This is a genomic window from Vibrio sp. R12-SW3-ISO1 (genome assembly GCF_059834005.1).
On sequence record NZ_JCBDGK010000038.1, the window covers coordinates 175597 to 194162 of the forward strand.

Genomic DNA, 18566 nt, shown 5'->3' on the forward strand with positions numbered 1-18566 from the left:
ATGTGGAGGCCTAACCCCATAGAGGATTTTAAAATGGCAACTGTATCAATGCGCGATATGCTGAAAGCTGGTGTTCACTTCGGTCACCAAACTCGTTACTGGAACCCAAAAATGAAGCCATTCATCTTTGGTGCTCGTAACCGCGTTCACATCATCAACCTAGAAAAAACTGTACCAATGTTCAACGAAGCGCTTGCTGAGCTAGCGAAAGTTGGCGAGAAAAAAGGTAAAGTTCTTTTCGTAGGTACTAAGCGCGCTGCATCTGAAGCTGTTAAAGAAGCTGCTATTGCTAGCAACCAGTACTTCGTTAACAACCGCTGGTTGGGCGGTATGCTAACTAACTACAAAACTGTTCGTCAGTCTATCAAGCGTCTAAAAGACCTAGAAGCTCAGTCTCAAGACGGTACTTTTGACAAGCTAACTAAGAAAGAAGCTCTAATGCGTACTCGCGAAATGGAGAAGCTAGAGAAATCTCTTGGTGGTATCAAAGATATGGGCGGCCTACCTGACGCTCTATTCGTTATCGACGCTGATCACGAGCACATCGCAGTTAAAGAAGCAAACAACCTAGGTATCCCAGTTTACGCTGTTGTTGATACTAACTCTAACCCAGACGGCGTTGACTTCGTTATCCCAGGTAACGATGACGCAATCCGTGCAGTACAGCTATACCTAAACGCTGCTGCTCAAGCGGTTACAGAAGGTCGTAACAAAGACGTAGCTGCAGCTGCTGAAAAAGACGGTTTCGTAGAAGCTGAATAATAGCGGCTCCGTGTCACACTTGGTTTATGTGCAATCTTGTTGTCGCATAAACTGAGTTATAGTTATCAATAGGGGCCGAACGTGTGTAGGCCCCTGTTTTTTACCCAATCCAGAATCAACTGAGGAATAGAGAATGGCTGTTACTGCTGCTCTAGTTAAAGAACTGCGCGAACGTACTGGCGCAGGTATGATGGAATGTAAGAAAGCGCTTGTTGAAGCAAACGCTGACATCGAACTAGCAATCGAGAACATGCGTAAATCAGGCGCTGCGAAAGCTGCTAAGAAAGCAGGTAACGTAGCAGCTGAAGGCGCAATCATCATCAAAGAAGAAGGCGGTGTTGCTGTTCTTCTTGAAGTTAACTGCCAAACTGACTTCGTTGCTAAAGATGGCAACTTCACTGCATTCGCAGAGAAAGTAGCAGCAGACGCGCTAGCGTCTAAAGCATCTGCTGAAGAGCTTGTTGCTAAATTCGAAGAAGAGCGTGTTGCTCTAGTTGCTAAGATCGGTGAAAACATTAACATCCGTCGCGTTCAGTACGTTGAAGGTGCTGCAATCGCTTCTTACCGTCACGGTGAGAAAATCGGTGTTGTGGTAGCGGGTGAAGGCGATGCTGAAACTCTTAAGCACGTTGCAATGCACGTTGCTGCGTCTAAGCCAGAGTACGTTAACCCAGAAGACGTACCAGCTGACGTAGTGGCTAAAGAGAAAGAAGTTCAAGTTGAAATCGCTATGAACGAAGGCAAGCCACAAGAGATCGCTGAGAAGATGGTTATCGGCCGCATGAAGAAATTCACTGGCGAAATCTCTCTAACAGGTCAAGCGTTCATCATGGAGCCTAAGAAATCTGTAGGCGAAATGCTGAAAGAGAAAGGCGCTTCTGTTGCTACGTTCGTTCGTCTAGAAGTTGGCGAAGGTATCGAGAAAGGCGCAGAAATGAGCTTTGCTGAAGAAGTAGCAGCAGCTCAAAAAGGTTAATCCTTAGTGTAGCGCTTACTATTTAGACCGTAGCCAAGGCTGCGGTCTTTTTATGACTAGCGGGCAAACGATTAGCCGTGATGAATAGGGGTGATAGTGACTCGGTGCGAGTTCCTAGGTGCCTAGTGCCGAGTTCCTAGAGTCTAGAGTGGATTTCTTCTCTAGGAACTAGGGTCTATGAACTTTATTTTTACCTCTATCCATGACTGTTAATCAACCACACTCTTTATTGGAAGGTAGACTCCATGACGACAAACCCTAAACCAGCATATCAACGTATTCTGTTAAAACTGAGCGGTGAAGCTCTACAAGGCGAAGAAGGTTTTGGTATCGACCCTACGATCCTTGATCGTATGGCTCAAGAGGTAAAAGAGCTCGTTGAACTGGGCGTTCAAGTGGGTGTTGTTATCGGCGGTGGTAACTTGTTCCGTGGTGCCGGTCTTGCTGAAGCAGGTATGAACCGAGTTGTCGGTGACCACATGGGCATGCTAGCAACAGTAATGAATGGTCTTGCGATGCGTGATGCGCTGCACCGAGCGTACGTGAACGCGCGCGTGATGTCCGCTATCCCTCTAAAAGGTGTGTGTGATGATTACAACTGGGCCGATGCTATCAGCCAGCTGCGCCAAGGTCGCGTTGTGATCTTCTCTGCCGGTACAGGTAACCCATTCTTCACAACAGATTCAGCAGCGTGTCTGCGTGGTATTGAGATTGAAGCTGACGTGGTTCTCAAAGCGACAAAAGTGGACGGGGTATTTACTGCAGACCCAGTAGCCAACCCAGACGCGGAGCTGTATGATAAGCTATCTTACGCTGAAGTTCTTGATAAAGAACTGAAAGTAATGGACTTAGCCGCATTTACTCTGGCTCGTGACCACAAAATGCCAATTCGTGTGTTCAACATGAACAAACCTGGCGCACTGCGCCGCGTGGTTATGGGTGAAGCTGAAGGCACACTGATTAGCTCTGCAAACTAATTGAATTCAACCGTAGCGAGCATTGTGTTGGCTACGGTATTGCCTTTCGAAGGTCGTCATCCCATTAGTGGGGAGACTTCGATAAGAATGACACATCAAGGTGATATTGTGATTAACGAAATCAAAAAAGACGCTCAAGAGCGCATGGAAAAAAGCGTTGAAGCGCTAAAAAACAACCTATCTAAAGTACGTACTGGTCGTGCTCACCCAAGCCTTCTTTCTGGTATTTCAGTAGAGTACTACGGCGCACCAACACCGCTAAACCAAGTCGCGAACGTTGTTGCGGAAGATGCGCGTACACTGGCGATCACGGTATTCGACAAAGAGCTGACTCAGAAAGTAGAAAAAGCGATCATGATGTCTGATTTGGGCCTAAACCCAATGTCTGCGGGCACCATCATCCGCGTTCCTCTGCCACCACTAACAGAAGAGCGTCGTAAAGACCTCGTTAAGATCGTTCGCGGTGAAGCAGAAGGTGCTCGCGTGGCGATTCGTAACATTCGTCGCGATGCCAATGGCGACCTTAAAGCGCTATTGAAAGACAAAGAGATCTCTGAAGACGAAGATCGCAAAGCACAAGATGAAATTCAGAAACTGACTGACGCAGCGGTTAAGAAAGTTGACGAAGTGCTAGCAGCAAAAGAAAAAGAGTTGATGGAAGTTTAATAGTCATTAAACTGCCCATGAGTAAAAACGCTGGGCGAACAGCACAGCGTTTTTTTATTGCATCTCTTCGACCCTGCTGGAAACCCAATCCCTCTTATGCAAAACATTCAACTCTCACCTGACGTACTCCCTAAACACATCGCAATCATCATGGACGGCAATGGCCGTTGGGCGAAAGCACAAGGTAAACCGCGTGTCTTTGGCCATAAAAATGGGGTGGCAGCGGTACGTAAGGCGATTTCGACTTCCGCTAAACTCGGCATCAAGGCCATCACCTTGTTTGCTTTCAGTAGCGAGAATTGGCGTAGACCAGAAGAAGAAGTCGGCGTGTTGATGGAGTTGTTTATTTCTGTGCTGTCATCAGAAGTAAAGAAACTGCATAAGAATAACCTCAAGCTTCGGATCATTGGTGACAAGTCCCGTTTTAATGAACGCTTGCAAGAGAAAATTGCCGCTGCAGAAGCCTTAACGGCGAACAATAGCGGAATGGTGATCAATATTGCGGCGAATTACGGCGGCAAATGGGACATTGTGGAAGCGACCAAAGCGATTGCCAGCAAAGTGGCTCGCGGTGAACTTGCACCAGAAGAGATTACTGAATCATTAATGACCGATCATTTGTCGATGAACGACATTCCTGAGGTCGATTTGATGATTCGAACCAGTGGAGAGTGTAGAATTAGCAACTTCATGCTATGGCAGATGGCGTATGCTGAGCTCTACTTTACGCCGATCTACTGGCCAGAATTTGACGAGAATAGTCTTGTCGAAGCAGTGACTTGGTTTGTTAATCGCGAACGACGGTTCGGGTGTACAGGTGAACAAATCAAGGCATTGATGAAAAGCGAATAAAGGATTTAAGTTTGAAGCAAAGAATAATAACGGCACTTATCCTTGCTCCGTTAGTCATTTTAGGCATCTTTCAACTGTCTTTACCTACGTTTATGGCGGCGCTGGCCGTGGTCACTATGATAGGTTTTTGGGAGTGGACTCAATTTGTCGAGGCCAAATCCCGCTACTTAGCACTTGTCCCTGCAGCGATACTGTTTGCGGTCAGTGCGTTCTTTGTCCCATTTGATGCGTACAGCTTAAATGAGATTTCCTTATCCCACCTTACTTTACTAGGCTTAGGTTGTGGTTGGTGGCTTTTTGCCAGCGTGCTAGCGATTACCTATCCCAAATCCGCCACACTGTGGCAGGGTTCTACGCTGCTCAGACACCTTTTCGGAATCTTAACGCTATTGCCCTTTTTCTGGAGCGTGGTGATGCTACGTGCGCAGGACCTCTATAGCGATCCTTTCCACGGCGCGCGTTTGGTTCTGTTTGTCTGTTTGATTGTTTGGGCGGCGGACAGTGGTGCCTACTTTGTCGGTAAAAGCATCGGTAAACATAAAATGGCACCTAAAGTGAGCCCGAATAAAACCATTGAAGGGTTAGTGGGCGGAATGGTGACCGCCAGTTTAGTTGCTTGGGGCTTTTCACATTGGTTTGAGATTCCCTTTACCAACGCATTTGTGATGGTCGGGATTACCTTAGCGACGGTGATTATCTCAGTATTGGGCGATCTGGTAGAGAGCATGTTTAAGCGCGTCTCTGGCATTAAAGACAGCAGTAACATCATTCCTGGTCATGGCGGTGTATTGGATCGCATTGACAGTTTGACGGCTGCCTTTCCCGTGTTTGCGCTGCTCTACTTCATTTTCTAATTCTAAGGCAAGCGGGCGCTTGCCTTTACCTTCTTGGTTGTAACTACTATGCGTAAGTTGACAATACTCGGCGCGACAGGTTCGATTGGTGACAGTACGTTTAAGGTGCTCGAACAGAATCGTGAACACTACTCGGTCGTTGCTTTAGTCGCGGGACACAATGTCGAGAAAATGCGCCAGTTGTGCCTTAAGTGGAAACCCCAGTATGCGGTCATGGCGAGCGATGATGCTGCGCGCGCGCTCAAGTTAGCGTTAGCCGGAGAGTCGCTCACCATTGATGTCTTATCTGGTGTGGATGCGATGTGCCAAATGGCAGCGCTGGAGGATGTAGATACCGTGATGGCGGCTATTGTCGGCGCGGCCGGTTTGTTACCGACCATGGCGGCGGTGAAAGCCGGTAAGCGAGTGCTGCTTGCCAACAAAGAAGCGTTGGTGATGTCTGGGCAACTTTTTATCGACGCGGTTGCCAAGTATGGCGCGGAGTTAATGCCTGTCGACAGTGAGCACAATGCCATCTTCCAATGTTTGCCCGTCGAGGCGCAAACGGAGCTAGGGCGCTGCGATCTTGAAAAGCAGGGTATTAGCCATATTCTCTTGACCGGTTCTGGCGGGCCGTTTCGCTACAGCGACATTGCGAGTCTAGAGCAGGTGACCCCAGAACAAGCGATTGCTCATCCTAACTGGTCCATGGGGCCAAAAATCTCGGTGGATTCGGCCACCATGATGAATAAAGGGCTTGAGTTTATTGAAGCAAAATGGCTGTTCAATGCTCGCCGCGAGCAACTCAAAGTTCTGATCCACCCTCAATCTGTGATCCACTCAATGGTGCAATATCGTGACGGCTCCGTCTTGGCTCAGATGGGCGAGCCGGATATGGCAACGCCGATTGCGCTGACACTCTCATACCCTGAGCGTATTGCTGCTGGTGTGGCACCGTTAGATTTTACTCAAGTGGGCGAACTGACCTTTTTACAGCCGGATTACCAACGTTACCCCTGCTTGAAATTGGCCATCGATGCCTGTTTTGAAGGCCAGCATGCGACCACAGCGCTCAATGCGGCCAACGAAGTTGCAGTGCAGGCTTTTCTTGATCGTAAACTGGCGTTCACTGACATCGCTCGCATCAATGAGCAGGTCACTAATCGGATCTGTGCTAGCCGTGGTCAGGGGCAATGTGATAGTTTGGATAGCATTCTAGAGCTCGATAGTATGGCACGTGCATTCGCCATAGAAACCATGAACGGACGGACACTATGACCGGTATTTTGTGGAACTTTATCTCATTTATCATTGCATTAGGCATTTTGGTCGCCGTGCATGAGTTTGGCCATTTTTGGGTGGCGCGCCGCTGTGGCGTAAAAGTCGAAAAATTCTCTATCGGTTTTGGTAAATCCATATGGAGTAAAGTCGGCAAAGATGGCACCGAGTACTCTATTTCTTTGATCCCTCTCGGTGGCTACGTGAAAATGCTCGATGGCCGAGTGGATGATGTGCCCGCGGATCAGCAAGCGTTCGCCTTTGACCGTAAACCTTTGTGGAAGCGAAGCGCCATTGTCGCGGCAGGCCCAGCATTCAACTTCCTGTTTGCTATTTTTGCCTATTGGCTGGTGTTCATCATTGGTGTCCCTGCGGTGAAACCGGTCGTGGGACAAGTCACACCGTACTCGATTGCGGCGCAAGCCGGTCTTGAACCTGGCATGGAACTTAAAGCGGTTTCCGGCGTCAAAACCGCAGATTGGGAGTCGGTCAATATGGGGCTTATCCGCCATATTGGCGACAGTCAATTGACCCTGACCGTCGCACCGGCGGACGGTGTGGGGGTCGAAGAAACCAAAGTGCTCTATTTAGATGAATGGAACTTTGACCCTGAGACGCAGTCTGCTATGTCAGCGCTTGGATTTATTCCCTTTACGCCAGAGATTTCCGCTCGTTTGACCAATGTCGGCGAGGGAAGTGCCGGTGAACGTGCTGGCCTGCTTGTCGGTGATACGTTAGTGAGTATCGATGGACGGGCTGTCGAGAGTTGGCAGCAGGTCGTCGAGACCATTCAAGCAAGCCCTAATCGCGCGCTTGCACTCAAGGTGGAGCGTGATGGCCAGTCTGTGGACGTGTCTTTAACGCCAGACAGCCGAGCGCTTTCAGACCAGCGAGTGATTGGTTTTGCGGGAATTGCTCCAGAAGTCGCAGAATGGCCGCAAAGCTATCGCTTCGACCTGCAATTTGGTGTATTTGAATCAGTCGGTAAAGCGATTGAAAAATCCGGGCAAGTGATCACCTTGACCATCAGTATGCTGAAAAAACTGATTGTCGGTGATGTTGGATTGAACAACCTAAGTGGACCGATTTCGATCGCGAAAGGGGCAGGAACGACCGCCGATTATGGCTTGGTCTATTTTCTCGGTTTCCTTGCGCTTATCAGCGTGAACTTAGGCATTATAAACCTCGTTCCACTGCCGATGCTCGACGGTGGACATTTATTGTTTTTTGCTATTGAAGCCATAATCAGACGCCCTGTGCCTGAAAAAGTCCAGGAAATGGGTTACCGTATCGGCGGTGCGATTATCTTCTCTCTCATGGCAGTGGCGATTTTCAATGATTTTGCTCGTCTTTAAACGGGGCGAAGGGTGTAGAAAGGAATAACTAAAACAAATATGGCGATGAAAAATATTCTGTTTGCGACGCTTCTCGCGACGAGTGTGAGCGCAAACGGTGCCGAGAGCTTCGTGGTTGAAGACATACAGATCGAAGGGTTGCAGCGTGTGGCTCTCGGTGCGGCGCTTTTGAAAATGCCTGTCCGTGTCGGTGACACTGTCGATGGGCAAGACGTTTCTGAGATCATTCGTGCACTCTACGATTCAGGTAACTTTGAGAACATCAAAGTGCTTCGCGATGGCGATGTGTTGTTGGTGCAAGTCAAAGAGCGCCCAACGATTGCCAGCATCTCTTTCTCTGGGAATAAGGCGATCAAAGAAGAGCAGTTGCAGCAAAACCTTGACGCCTCTGGAATGCGCGTCGGTGAAGCGCTGGATCGCACTACCCTATCCAATATTGAGAAAGGGTTGGAAGATTTCTACTACAGCGTGGGTAAATACAACGCGTCAGTCAAAGCAGTCGTGACGCCGCTGCCGCGTAACCGTAGTGATGTCAAATTCGTCTTCTCTGAAGGTGTCTCTGCGAAAATCCAACAAATCAACTTTATCGGCAATGAAGTCTTCGAAGATGAAGAGCTGCTGAGCCGTTTCAATCTTAATGTGGATGTTGCATGGTGGAACTTCCTCGCCGATGATAAATATCAAAAGCAAGTCTTAGCGGGCGACATTGAAGCTTTAAGATCGTACTACCTGGATCGTGGTTACTTAAAATTCCAAGTGGATTCGACGCAAGTCGCGATTTCACCCGATAAAAAAGGGGTGTACATCACGCTGGGGTTATCAGAAGGCTTGCCGTACACCGTCAAAGATGTCCAATTCCGTGGTGAACTGATCGGTAAAGAGCAAGAGCTGCAAGATTTGGTCACGTTCGAAAACGGCGAAATCTATAATGGCTCTGCCGTGACCTCTCTTGAAGAGAACATCAAGCGCGTACTGGGTGAAGCCGGTTATGCCTATCCACAAGTGACTACCATTCCTGAATTTGATGATGAAAATCAGCAGGTCTCTCTGATTGTCAATGTCGAGGCGGGCAATCGTATCTACGTTCGTGATATTCGCTTTGTCGGCAACAACGCGACCAAAGACGAAGTGCTGCGCCGTGAAATGCGTCAGATGGAAGGCAGTTGGCTTAACTCGCGCGCGATCGAAACAGGTAAAAACCGTTTGAGCCGTTTGGGCTTCTTCGAAACCGTCGATGTCCAGACGGTACGAGTCCCGGGCAGTGATGACCAGGTCGACTTAGTCTACAACGTCAAAGAAGCCAACTCAGGCAGCATTAACTTTGGTGTTGGCTACGGCACTGAGTCGGGGGTCAGTTTCCAGGTCGGTTTGCAACAAGATAACTTTGCGGGCTCTGGAGATCGCGTCGGTATCAGTGCAATGATGAACGACTACCAGAAGAACGTCAGCCTTGAGTATCGTGATCCGTACTGGAACCTCGATGGTGTCAGTATGGGCGGTAAGATTTTCTACAACGAATTTGAAGCCTCAGAAGCGGGGATCATCGACTACACCAACGAAAGTTATGGTACTAGTGTGACTTGGGGGTTCCCGTTTGATGAACTCAACCGTTTCGAATTCGGGGTAGGCTACACCCATAACAACATCGGTAACGTGCCCACCTACGATCAGGCGCAGCAGTTTGCTGCCAGTATTGGTCAAGGTGAAAGCGATAACATCATCACTCAAGATTTTGACGTGAATGTCTCTTGGACGCGTAACAACCTCAACAAGGGCTACTTCCCAACAGCAGGTAACTACCAACGTGCGTTCGCCAAGGCCACCGTGCCTAGCTCAGACGCACAGTACTTTAAGCTGCAGTACGACGTGAGACAGTATGTGCCATTGACTAAAAAGCACGAGTTTACCTTGTTGATGCGTGGTCGCTTGGGTTACGGTAACGGTTACGGTCAAACGGATGGCAACGATAACCTGTTCCCATTCTATGAGAACTACTACGCGGGTGGTTTCACCACATTACGTGGCTTTGGTTCTAACTCAGCAGGTCCAAGGGCGGTTTACAACTCCAGCAACTCGAGCGTCTGTCCTCCAAGCAGTGGAAACGACGGCTGTGTGGTGGCAACGGACGACTCGGTTGGTGGTAATGCTATCGCGCTGGCCAGTATGGAGCTGATTGTACCGACGCCATTTGCGTCTGATGAAGTGCGCAGCCAAATCCGAACCAGTGTGTTCGTCGACGCGGCAAGTGTGTGGGATACCGAGTTTAACTACGATGCGAGTTATGCGGGCACTCAATACTATGAGGATTACTCAGATCCAACCAACTATCGCGCATCATACGGTGCGGCGTTGCAATGGATGTCTCCGATGGGACCATTGGTCTTCTCGGTCGCGAAACCTATTAAGAAATACGAAGGTGATGACGAAGAATTCTTCACTTTCACAATCGGCAGAACCTTCTAAAGGGGAATTTTACAGTGAACAAAACTATCAAAGCGGCGGGCCTTGGCCTTGTTATTATGACGTCTTCTCTTTTTGCTCATGCAGCAGAAGCGGCGCAAAAAATTGGTTACATCAATACCGCCATGGTGTTTCAGGCTCTGCCCCAACGTGAAGTCGCTCTGCAGAAAATGCAGGAAGACTTTAAAGACAAAGCGGACGAGCTAAAAGCGATTGAAGCGAAAGCGCGTACCAAAGTGGAGAAGCTCAAGCGTGATGCTGAGCTGATGAGCCAAGAAGACGTCGAAAAAGCGCGTATTGAAATTGCGCAGCTCGAAAATGAATTCCGCATTAAAGGTCAATCTCTTGAGCAAGCGTCTGCTCGTCGTGAAGCACAAGAGAAGCAGAAACTGTTTAAAGTGATTCAAGACGCGGTGAACAAAATTGCTGAAAAAGAAGGCTACGATCTCGTGATCGATATTACTGCATTGCAATACGGTAAGCCTGAATTCGATATTTCTGAAGATGTGATCAAAGCACTTAAATAATCGTTTATGAAAACTCTGACTCTTGCCGAACTGGCAACGATTACCTCGGGTCAATTGTATGGCGACGCAACGGCGACCGTCACTATGGTTGCCCCGATGGACAAGGCCCAAACGGGCCACGTCACTTTTCTTTCTAACCCAAAGTACGCCAAGCACTTAGAACAGTGCCAAGCCACTGTGGTGATGGTCAAAGAGGCCCAGCGAGAGCAATGCCACGGCAACGTGCTTGTTGTCAACGACCCTTACGTGGCATTCGCCAAAGTGGCGCAAGCGCTAGACACTACGCCTATGCCGGCGGCTGAAATCGCGCCAAGTGCCGTTATCGCCGCGGATGCGACACTGGGCAGCAATGTCTCGATTGGTGCGAATGCGGTGGTCGAGTCAGGCGCAACACTGGGTGATAATGTCTCGATTGGCGCGGGCTGCTTTATTGGCAAAAACGCCTCAATTGGTGCAGGCACCAAGCTATGGCCGAATGTGAGCATTTATCATCAAGTCTCTCTTGGTGAAGACTGTCTAGTGCAAGCCAACACTGTGATTGGCTCAGACGGCTTTGGCTATGCCAATGAGAAAGGTGAGTGGGTTAAAATTCCTCAGCTTGGTAGCGTTCGTATTGGTAACCGAGTTGAAATCGGTTCATGTACCACGATTGACCGTGGCGCGCTTGACGATACGGTGATTGAAGATAACGTCATTCTTGATAACCAACTGCAAATCGCGCACAACGTACACATCGGATATGGTACCGCGATGGCGGGTGGTACGATTGTTGCTGGCAGTACCACCATTGGCAAGTACTGTATCATTGGTGGCGGCAGCGTGATCAATGGTCATATTGAGATTGCCGATGGCGTTACCATTACCGGTATGGGCATGGTGATGCGTGGTATTGAAGAGAAAGGCATGTATTCGTCAGGTATTCCTCTGCAGACCAATCGTGAATGGCGTAAAACCGCCGCTCGTGTTCATCGCATTGATGAGATGAACAAGCGTTTGAAAGCGGTCGAAAAGCAGTTGGAAAACCAACAGCCTGACTAACAGGGTGTGCCACAGGCACTCGCGCGTTGAGCGCTGCTATGTCTATCTGGCGGCTCATGCGTTTTTGTCAGCGAAGGCTCGCGATTTGCGAGCCTTTTTCGTCTATAATGCGCCACAACTTAAAAGAATTTAGCATTCAACATAGGAATATGACTTTGACTACTGAAAATAAAACGATGAACATTACTGAAATTCAGGAATTGTTGCCTCATCGCTACCCATTCTTGCTCATTGACCGTGTGACGGATTTCCAAGAAGCGCAGTACCTCACGGCGATCAAAAATGTTTCAGTCAATGAACCTCAGTTTACGGGTCATTTTCCGCAACTCCCAGTGTTCCCTGGCGTACTGATTTTGGAAGCGATGGCACAAGCGACCGGTCTTCTGGCGTTTAAATCGTTTGGTGCGCCTTCTGAGAACGAGTTGTACTACTTTGCCAGTGTCGACGGAGCCAAGTTCCGTAAACCGGTCACTCCAGGCGATCAACTGGTGATCAAAGTAGAATTTTTGAAAGAGCGCCGCGGCATTGCTGCATTCAATGGTGTAGCAACGGTTGATGGCGAAGTGGTTTGTTCAGCAGAGCTTAAATGTGCTCGTCGAGAGTTCTAATATGATTCATGAGACGGCTCAAATTCACCCTTCTGCGGTCATCGAAGGTGACGTATCCATCGCTGCGAATGTGACCGTTGGGCCTTTCACTTACATCTCCGGCCAAGTGGAGATTGGTGAGGGCACAGAAATCATGTCCCATGTCGTGATCAAAGGTCATACGACGATAGGCAAAGAGAACCGTATCTTCCCGCACGCGGTCATTGGTGAAGAGAACCAAGATAAGAAATACGGCGGCGAAGAGACAACGGTGGTGATTGGCGATCGCAACGTCATTCGTGAAGCGGTGCAGATCCACCGTGGCACGGTGCAAGACAAAGCGACGACGGTCATTGGTAACGACAACCTATTGTGTGTTAACGCACACATCGCACACGACGTGATTGTTGGTGACCATACACACATCGGAAACAACGCGATTTTAGGTGGTCATGTCACCTTGGAAGATTACGCGGGTGTGATGGCACTATCAGCGATTCACCCTTTCTGTACGGTGGGGGCTTACGCGTATATTGGTGGCTGTTCTGCGGTCGTCCAAGATGTGCCTGCCTATGTCTTAGCGCAAGGTAACCACGCCACTCCATTTGGTTTGAATTTGGTTGGCCTTAAGCGCAATGGGTTTGAAAAAGCGGAGATTCGCGCCCTACAAAAAGCGTACAAAGAAATCTACCGCTCAGGCAAAACCATGGAAGAGGTGAAACCTATCTTGGCGGAAATGGCGAAAGAGTTTGCCTCTGTCGGCCGCTTCTCGCACATGCTGGAAAATACAGAACGCGGCATTATTCGTTAATCGCGGCCTGCGCTCGATGTCTAAAAGGCTGTCTAGGAAATCAGACGGCCTTTTTTATTTTGCATTTAATTGGACCGATACATCATGACAATGGAAAAGCCACTGAGAATTGGTATCGTCGCGGGAGAACTCTCTGGTGATACCTTAGGCGAGGGCTTTATCAAAGCGATAAAAGCGCGCTACCCCAATGCGGAATTTGTCGGTATTGGTGGCCCTAAGATGATCGCTCAGGGCTGCGAATCTCTGTTCGATATGGAAGAACTGGCCGTGATGGGGCTGGTCGAAGTTCTGGGTCGATTGCCGAGACTGCTCAAAGTCAAAGCCTCTTTGGTCGATTACTTTACTCACAATCCGCCCGATGTGTTTGTCGGTATCGACGCGCCTGATTTCAACTTACGGCTTGAGCTCAGTTTAAAGCAAGCGGGCATTAAAACCGTCCATTATGTCAGCCCGTCGGTTTGGGCGTGGCGACAAAAACGTATCGTTAAGATTGAAGCGGCGACGAATCTGGTGCTTGCATTTTTGCCGTTTGAAAAAGCCTTCTATGACCGCCACCAAGTGCCGTGTGAGTTTATCGGCCATACCCTTGCTGATGCGATTCCTATGGTCTCGGAAAAAGCGCCCGCGCGTGAGCTGCTCGGTTTGGACCCTAATAAACGCTGGTTAGCAGTGCTGCCAGGCAGTCGCGGCAGTGAGCTTAACATGCTCTCCCAACCTTTCCTTGAAACCTGCCAACGCCTGCATCAAACCCATCCCGATTTAGGCTTTGTGGTGGCGTTGGTTAACCCTAAGCGTCGTGAGCAATTTGAGCAAGCTTGGCAAACTTATGCACCAGAGCTTGAGTTCACCTTAGTGGATGATACCGCGCGTAATGTCATTACGGCGTCCGATGCGGTCCTGCTGGCCTCTGGCACCGTGGCGTTAGAGTGTATGCTCATTAAGCGCCCTATGGTGGTGGGGTATAAAGTGAACGCCATTACTGCGTTTATCGCGCGTCGCTTAGTCAAAACGCCGTTTGTCTCTTTACCCAATATTTTGGCAGACAAAGAGATCGTTAAAGAGTACTTACTCGAAGCGTGCACACCAGAAAATCTCAGTGCGGAGATAGAAAGGCTCTTAGCTGGTGAAGGGGAGGCGATGGTCGAGAAATTCACCGAGATGCATCATTGGATTCGTAAAGGCGCTGATGAACAAGCGGCCAACGCCGTATTATCATTAATAGGTAAAGCATAAATGGCAAAACAAGCTACCCCCTTAGCCCCGTTTGAGTACCCAACGGGCTATCAATGGATTGCCGGTGTCGATGAAGTGGGGCGTGGTCCTTTAGTCGGCGATGTCGTGACCGCAGCGGTGATTCTCGATCCGAACAATCCGATCGAAGGGCTAAATGATTCAAAAAAACTCTCTGAGAAAAAGCGCTTAGCCTTGCTACCGGAAATCAAAGAGAAAGCGTTGGCTTGGTCTATTGGTCGATGCTCTCCTGCTGAAATTGATGAGTGGAATATTCTTCAAGCGACAATGGTTGCGATGCAGCGTGCTATTGCGGGTTTATCGCTAACGCCCGATCTTGCTCTGATTGATGGCAACCGAGTCCCAGAGCTGCCTATGGATGCGATGGCGGTCGTCAAAGGTGATTTGCGTGTCGCGCAAATCAGTGCAGCGTCAATCATCGCAAAAGTGGTGCGCGATCAAGAGATGGAAGCGCTCGATAAGCGTTATCCGCAATTTGGTTTTGCGCAACACAAAGGTTACCCGACCAAAGCGCATTTTGCGGCGATTGAAGCGCACGGCGTGATTGATGAGCATCGCAAAAGCTTTAAGCCGGTGAAACGCGTGCTCGGCATCGAGTAGCCTTGCGAATTGAGCGAGTGGGGGCGATAACGTAGAATAGCCCCCAACTGATGTTACCTATTTGTACCCTAAGTGATTCACAACCTATGAACGACCCTAAGTTTATCCACCTTCGAGTTCACAGTGATTTCTCCATGATTGACGGCCTGTCGAAAGTGCCGCCCTTGGTGAAGAAAGTGGCTGAACTAGGTATGCCTGCCGTTGCGCTCACCGATTTTACCAACCTGTGTGGCTTGGTGAAGTTTTACAGCACTGCGCACAACTGTGGTGTAAAACCCATCATAGGAGCGGATTTTGTCATGCAATCGCCGGAGTTTGGCGATGAGCTGACGAAGCTAACCGTGCTTGCGGCGGACAATACTGGTTACAACAATCTCACCTTATTGATTTCTAAAGCCTACTTGAGAGGCCATGTTCAACACCAGCCTGTGATTGACAAGGCGTGGTTGGCTGAGCTTTCTGAAGGCTTGATTGTGTTGTCCGGTGGTCGAAGCGGTGAAATCGGTCGTGCGCTACTCAAAGGCAACCAAGGGATTGCCGAGCAGTGCGCCGCGTTTTATCAGCAACATTTTGCCGACCGTTTCTACCTCGAACTCACTCGAACCGGGCGTAACGACGAAGAGAGTTACCTACACTTCGCGCTCGAATTTGCCGAGCAGCAGCAACTGCCCGTGGTGGCGACCAATGAGGTGGTGTTTCTCGAGCCCTCGCTGTTTGATGCTCATGAAATTCGCGTCGCGATTCATGATGGCTACACCTTAGAAGACCCGCGCCGCCCCAAAAATTACAGCCCTCAGCAATATTTACGCACCGAAGAAGAGATGTGCGAGCTATTCGCCGACATCCCTGAGGCCCTCGAGAACAGTGTAGAAATTGCTAAGCGTTGTAACGTAACCGTGAGACTGGGTGAGTACTTCCTGCCGGCCTTCCCAACCGATGGCATGTTGGAAACCGAGTTCTTGGTGAAAAAGTCACAAGAAGGTCTCGAAGAGCGACTGGAGTTCCTGTTCCCTGACCCGCAAGTGCGTGCCGAAAGACGGCCAGAATACGATGAGCGCTTGCAAGTCGAGTTGGAAGTGATCAACAACATGGGCTTCCCGGGTTACTTCTTGATCGTAATGGAGTTTATCCAGTGGTCCAAAGACAATGATATTCCTGTAGGCCCTGGCCGAGGTTCGGGTGCCGGCTCCTTAGTGGCGTACGCGCTAAAGATCACCGATCTGGATCCGCTTGAGTACGATTTGCTGTTCGAGCGATTCTTGAACCCAGAACGTGTTTCGATGCCCGATTTTGACGTCGACTTTTGTATGGACAAGCGTGATCAGGTGATCGATCACGTGGCGGAAATGTATGGTCGTGATGCGGTATCGCAGATCATTACCTTCGGTACCATGGCGGCCAAAGCGGTTATCCGAGATGTCGGCCGAGTGCTGGGCCATCCGTTTGGATTTGTTGACCGCATCTCTAAATTGGTGCCACCCGATCCGGGTATGACGCTCGAAAAAGCGTTCAAGGCCGAACCTGCATTACCTGAGCTGTATGAAGCCGACGAAGATGTCAAAGAGCTGATCGACATGTGTCGCATCCTTGAAGGGTGTACACGAAACGCTGGTAAGCATGCGGGGGGCGTGGTTATCTCACCCACGACCATCACCGACTTTGCTCCGATTTATGCCGATGCGGAAGGACACTTCCCTGTCACTCAGTTTGATAAGAACGATGTGGAAACCGCCGGTCTGGTGAAGTTCGACTTCTTGGGTCTGCGTACCCTGACCATTATCGATTGGGCTTTGGGGCTGATTAACCCTCGCCTTGAGCGCGAGGGCAAAGCGCCGGTGAGAATCGAATCGATCCCACTCGATGACGCGCCATCATTCCGCTTACTGCAAAACTCCGAGACCACAGCGGTATTCCAGCTCGAATCGCGCGGAATGAAAGAGCTGATCAAGCGACTTCAGCCAGACTGTTTTGAAGACATCATCGCACTGGTGGCCTTATTTCGACCGGGCCCGCTGCAATCGGGGATGGTGGATAACTTCATCGACCGTAAGCACGGCCGCGAAGCGATTTCCTACCCAGATGAAACCTGGCAACACGAATCGCTCAAAGAGACCCTCGACCCGACCTACGGCATCATTCTCTACCAAGAGCAGGTGATGCAGATTGCCCAGATCCTCGCGGGCTATACGCTCGGTGGCGCGGATATGTTGCGCCGAGCTATGGGTAAGAAAAAACCTGAGGAGATGGCCAAGCAGCGCGCCATCTTCGAAGAGGGGGCGATTAAAAACGGCGTCGACGGCGAGTTGGCGATGAAGATTTTTGACTTGGTGGAAAAATTCGCCGGTTATGGTTTTAACAAATCGCACTCCGCTGCCTATGCCTTGGTGTCGTACCAAACGCTGTGGTTAAAAACACACTATCCTGCGGAGTTCATGGCCGCGGTGATGACCGCCGATATGGATAACACCGAGAAAGTGGTTGGGCTGGTGGACGAATGCTTGCGCATGAAGCTCAAGGTGCTACCACCGGACATCAACTCTGGTTTGTATCGTTTCAATGTCGATGACGATGGCGCCATTGTATACGGTATTGGTGCGATCAAAGGTGTCGGTGAGGGGCCGATTGATGCCATCTTGCAAGCGAGGCAAGAGGGCGGCCACTTTAAAGACCTGTTTGATTTCTGCGCACGAATCGATCTGAAAAAGGTCAATAAACGTGTGATTGAAAAACTGATTTACGCCGGTGCGCTTGATAGATTGGGACCACATCGAGCGGCGATGATGGCGTCACTCAATGATGCAGTCAAAGCGGCCAGCCAGCATCACCAAGCCGAAGCCTTTGGTCAAACGGATCTGTTTGGCGTCTTGACTGAAGCGCCTGAGGAAGTTGAGCACAAATACACCAAGGTGCCACCTTGGCCAGAGAAAGTGTGGCTAGAAGGGGAGCGTGATACCTTAGGTCTCTATTTGACGGGGCATCCGATCAACGCGTACCTTAAAGAGTTAGATAAATACACCAGTTGCCGCTTAGCCGATGCGACGCCGACTCGGCGCGATCAAAGTGTCACGGTGGCGGGGTTGGTGGTCGCAGCACGGGTGATGACCACCAAGCGAGGTTCACGTATTGGCATTATGACCTTGGACGATCGCAGTGGCCGCATGGAAGTGATGTTGTTCTCCGATGCGCTGGATCGCTACGCCGAATTGCTTGAAAAAGATCGAATTCTCGTGGTTTCTGGACAGGTCAGCTTTGATGATTTCAATGGGGGACTTAAAATGTCGGCCCGTGAAGTCATGGATCTTGGATCAGCGCGAGAAAAATACGCGCGTGGTTTGTCGCTCTCCATCGATCACAATCAAATTGATGGGCAGTTTTTTGAGCGCTTTAGTCAAATACTAGAGCCTTATCGGGCAGGGACAGTCCCTGTCCATGTATACTACCAGCGTAGCGATGCACGAGCGCGTTTAACGCTAGGGACCCAGTGGCGAGTAACGCCAAGCGACGAACTGTTAGACAATTTAAAACAACTGCTTGGTGCTAGCCAAGTGGAACTCGAATTTAACTAAGTTTGGTGAACGCCAAACCCACAAGGA

At 49.7% G+C, this 18566-nt stretch carries 16 protein-coding genes; all 16 read left to right on the plus strand.

What is annotated here, in order from left to right; all coding sequences use genetic code 11:
* The first annotated feature begins 33 nt into the window (after window positions 1-33).
* The 16 genes from rpsB to dnaE all read left to right on the plus strand — a co-directional run bounded on the left by rpsB (window position 34) and on the right by dnaE (window position 18539).
* On the plus strand, window positions 34-762 hold the full coding sequence (rpsB, locus tag AC6R0R_RS09825) for a 30S ribosomal protein S2 (RefSeq protein WP_334554457.1): 729 nt from the start codon (window positions 34-36) through the stop codon (window positions 760-762).
* Window positions 763-895: 133 nt separating this feature from the next.
* Window positions 896-1738, plus strand: coding sequence for a translation elongation factor Ts (gene tsf, locus AC6R0R_RS09830; RefSeq protein WP_334554459.1), 843 nt, complete (start codon window positions 896-898; stop codon window positions 1736-1738).
* 245 nt (window positions 1739-1983) lie between these two features.
* Entirely contained in the window at window positions 1984-2715 is a 732-nt protein-coding gene (gene pyrH, locus AC6R0R_RS09835; protein ID WP_334554461.1) for a UMP kinase, read from the plus strand.
* A gap of 108 nt (window positions 2716-2823) precedes the next feature.
* A complete protein-coding gene (frr, locus tag AC6R0R_RS09840; protein WP_334554544.1) occupies window positions 2824-3381 on the plus strand; it encodes a ribosome recycling factor in 558 nt (185 codons plus the stop codon).
* A gap of 96 nt (window positions 3382-3477) precedes the next feature.
* Window positions 3478-4233: a polyprenyl diphosphate synthase gene (gene uppS, locus AC6R0R_RS09845; RefSeq protein WP_334554463.1), complete on the plus strand. Its 756-nt coding sequence runs from the start codon at window positions 3478-3480 to the stop codon at window positions 4231-4233.
* A gap of 11 nt (window positions 4234-4244) precedes the next feature.
* Window positions 4245-5087 (plus strand): phosphatidate cytidylyltransferase, encoded by an 843-nt coding sequence (locus AC6R0R_RS09850; RefSeq protein WP_487901278.1) that lies wholly within the window; start codon window positions 4245-4247, stop codon window positions 5085-5087.
* 48 nt (window positions 5088-5135) lie between these two features.
* On the plus strand, window positions 5136-6344 hold the full coding sequence (ispC, locus tag AC6R0R_RS09855) for a 1-deoxy-D-xylulose-5-phosphate reductoisomerase (protein ID WP_500626550.1): 1209 nt from the start codon (window positions 5136-5138) through the stop codon (window positions 6342-6344).
* Entirely contained in the window at window positions 6341-7699 is a 1359-nt protein-coding gene (gene rseP, locus AC6R0R_RS09860; protein WP_500626551.1) for a sigma E protease regulator RseP, read from the plus strand. Before ispC ends, rseP begins: the two co-directional genes overlap by 4 nt.
* Before the next feature lie 39 nt (window positions 7700-7738).
* Entirely contained in the window at window positions 7739-10162 is a 2424-nt protein-coding gene (gene bamA / locus AC6R0R_RS09865) for an outer membrane protein assembly factor BamA (protein ID WP_500626552.1), read from the plus strand.
* Between the two features lie 14 nt (window positions 10163-10176).
* Complete coding sequence (locus AC6R0R_RS09870; protein ID WP_334554472.1) at window positions 10177-10686, plus strand: OmpH/Skp family outer membrane protein; 510 nt, start codon at window positions 10177-10179, stop codon at window positions 10684-10686.
* Window positions 10687-10692: 6 nt separating this feature from the next.
* On the plus strand, window positions 10693-11724 hold the full coding sequence (lpxD, locus tag AC6R0R_RS09875; RefSeq protein ID WP_487901274.1) for a UDP-3-O-(3-hydroxymyristoyl)glucosamine N-acyltransferase: 1032 nt from the start codon (window positions 10693-10695) through the stop codon (window positions 11722-11724).
* Between the two features lie 155 nt (window positions 11725-11879).
* Entirely contained in the window at window positions 11880-12332 is a 453-nt protein-coding gene (gene fabZ / locus AC6R0R_RS09880; protein WP_334554476.1) for a 3-hydroxyacyl-ACP dehydratase FabZ, read from the plus strand.
* A 1-nt stretch (window position 12333) separates the two neighbouring features.
* Entirely contained in the window at window positions 12334-13122 is a 789-nt protein-coding gene (gene lpxA / locus AC6R0R_RS09885; RefSeq protein WP_334554546.1) for an acyl-ACP--UDP-N-acetylglucosamine O-acyltransferase, read from the plus strand.
* 90 nt (window positions 13123-13212) lie between these two features.
* Window positions 13213-14355 (plus strand): lipid-A-disaccharide synthase, encoded by a 1143-nt coding sequence (lpxB, locus tag AC6R0R_RS09890; protein ID WP_500626602.1) that lies wholly within the window; start codon window positions 13213-13215, stop codon window positions 14353-14355.
* On the plus strand, window positions 14356-14973 hold the full coding sequence (gene rnhB / locus AC6R0R_RS09895) for a ribonuclease HII (RefSeq protein ID WP_500626553.1): 618 nt from the start codon (window positions 14356-14358) through the stop codon (window positions 14971-14973). It abuts the gene before it with no gap.
* An 86-nt stretch (window positions 14974-15059) separates the two neighbouring features.
* Entirely contained in the window at window positions 15060-18539 is a 3480-nt protein-coding gene (dnaE, locus tag AC6R0R_RS09900; RefSeq protein WP_500626554.1) for a DNA polymerase III subunit alpha, read from the plus strand.
* The last annotated feature ends 27 nt before the right edge of the window (window positions 18540-18566 follow it).

What these genes read in the sequence shown, in the direction of transcription:
- uppS (WP_334554463.1), top strand. Translation starts at nt 3,478, where the DNA reads ATGCAAAACATTCAACTCTCACCTGACGTACTCCCTAAACACATCGCA.
- lpxD (WP_487901274.1), top strand. Translation starts at nt 10,693, where the DNA reads ATGAAAACTCTGACTCTTGCCGAACTGGCAACGATTACCTCGGGTCAA.
- dnaE (WP_500626554.1), top strand. Translation starts at nt 15,060, where the DNA reads ATGAACGACCCTAAGTTTATCCACCTTCGAGTTCACAGTGATTTCTCC.
- lpxA (WP_334554546.1), top strand. Translation starts at nt 12,334, where the DNA reads ATGATTCATGAGACGGCTCAAATTCACCCTTCTGCGGTCATCGAAGGT.
- pyrH (WP_334554461.1), top strand. Translation starts at nt 1,984, where the DNA reads ATGACGACAAACCCTAAACCAGCATATCAACGTATTCTGTTAAAACTG.
- rseP (WP_500626551.1), top strand. Translation starts at nt 6,341, where the DNA reads ATGACCGGTATTTTGTGGAACTTTATCTCATTTATCATTGCATTAGGC.
- rnhB (WP_500626553.1), top strand. Translation starts at nt 14,356, where the DNA reads ATGGCAAAACAAGCTACCCCCTTAGCCCCGTTTGAGTACCCAACGGGC.
- ispC (WP_500626550.1), top strand. Translation starts at nt 5,136, where the DNA reads ATGCGTAAGTTGACAATACTCGGCGCGACAGGTTCGATTGGTGACAGT.
- lpxB (WP_500626602.1), top strand. Translation starts at nt 13,213, where the DNA reads ATGGAAAAGCCACTGAGAATTGGTATCGTCGCGGGAGAACTCTCTGGT.
- bamA (WP_500626552.1), top strand. Translation starts at nt 7,739, where the DNA reads ATGGCGATGAAAAATATTCTGTTTGCGACGCTTCTCGCGACGAGTGTG.
- tsf (WP_334554459.1), top strand. Translation starts at nt 896, where the DNA reads ATGGCTGTTACTGCTGCTCTAGTTAAAGAACTGCGCGAACGTACTGGC.
- rpsB (WP_334554457.1), top strand. Translation starts at nt 34, where the DNA reads ATGGCAACTGTATCAATGCGCGATATGCTGAAAGCTGGTGTTCACTTC.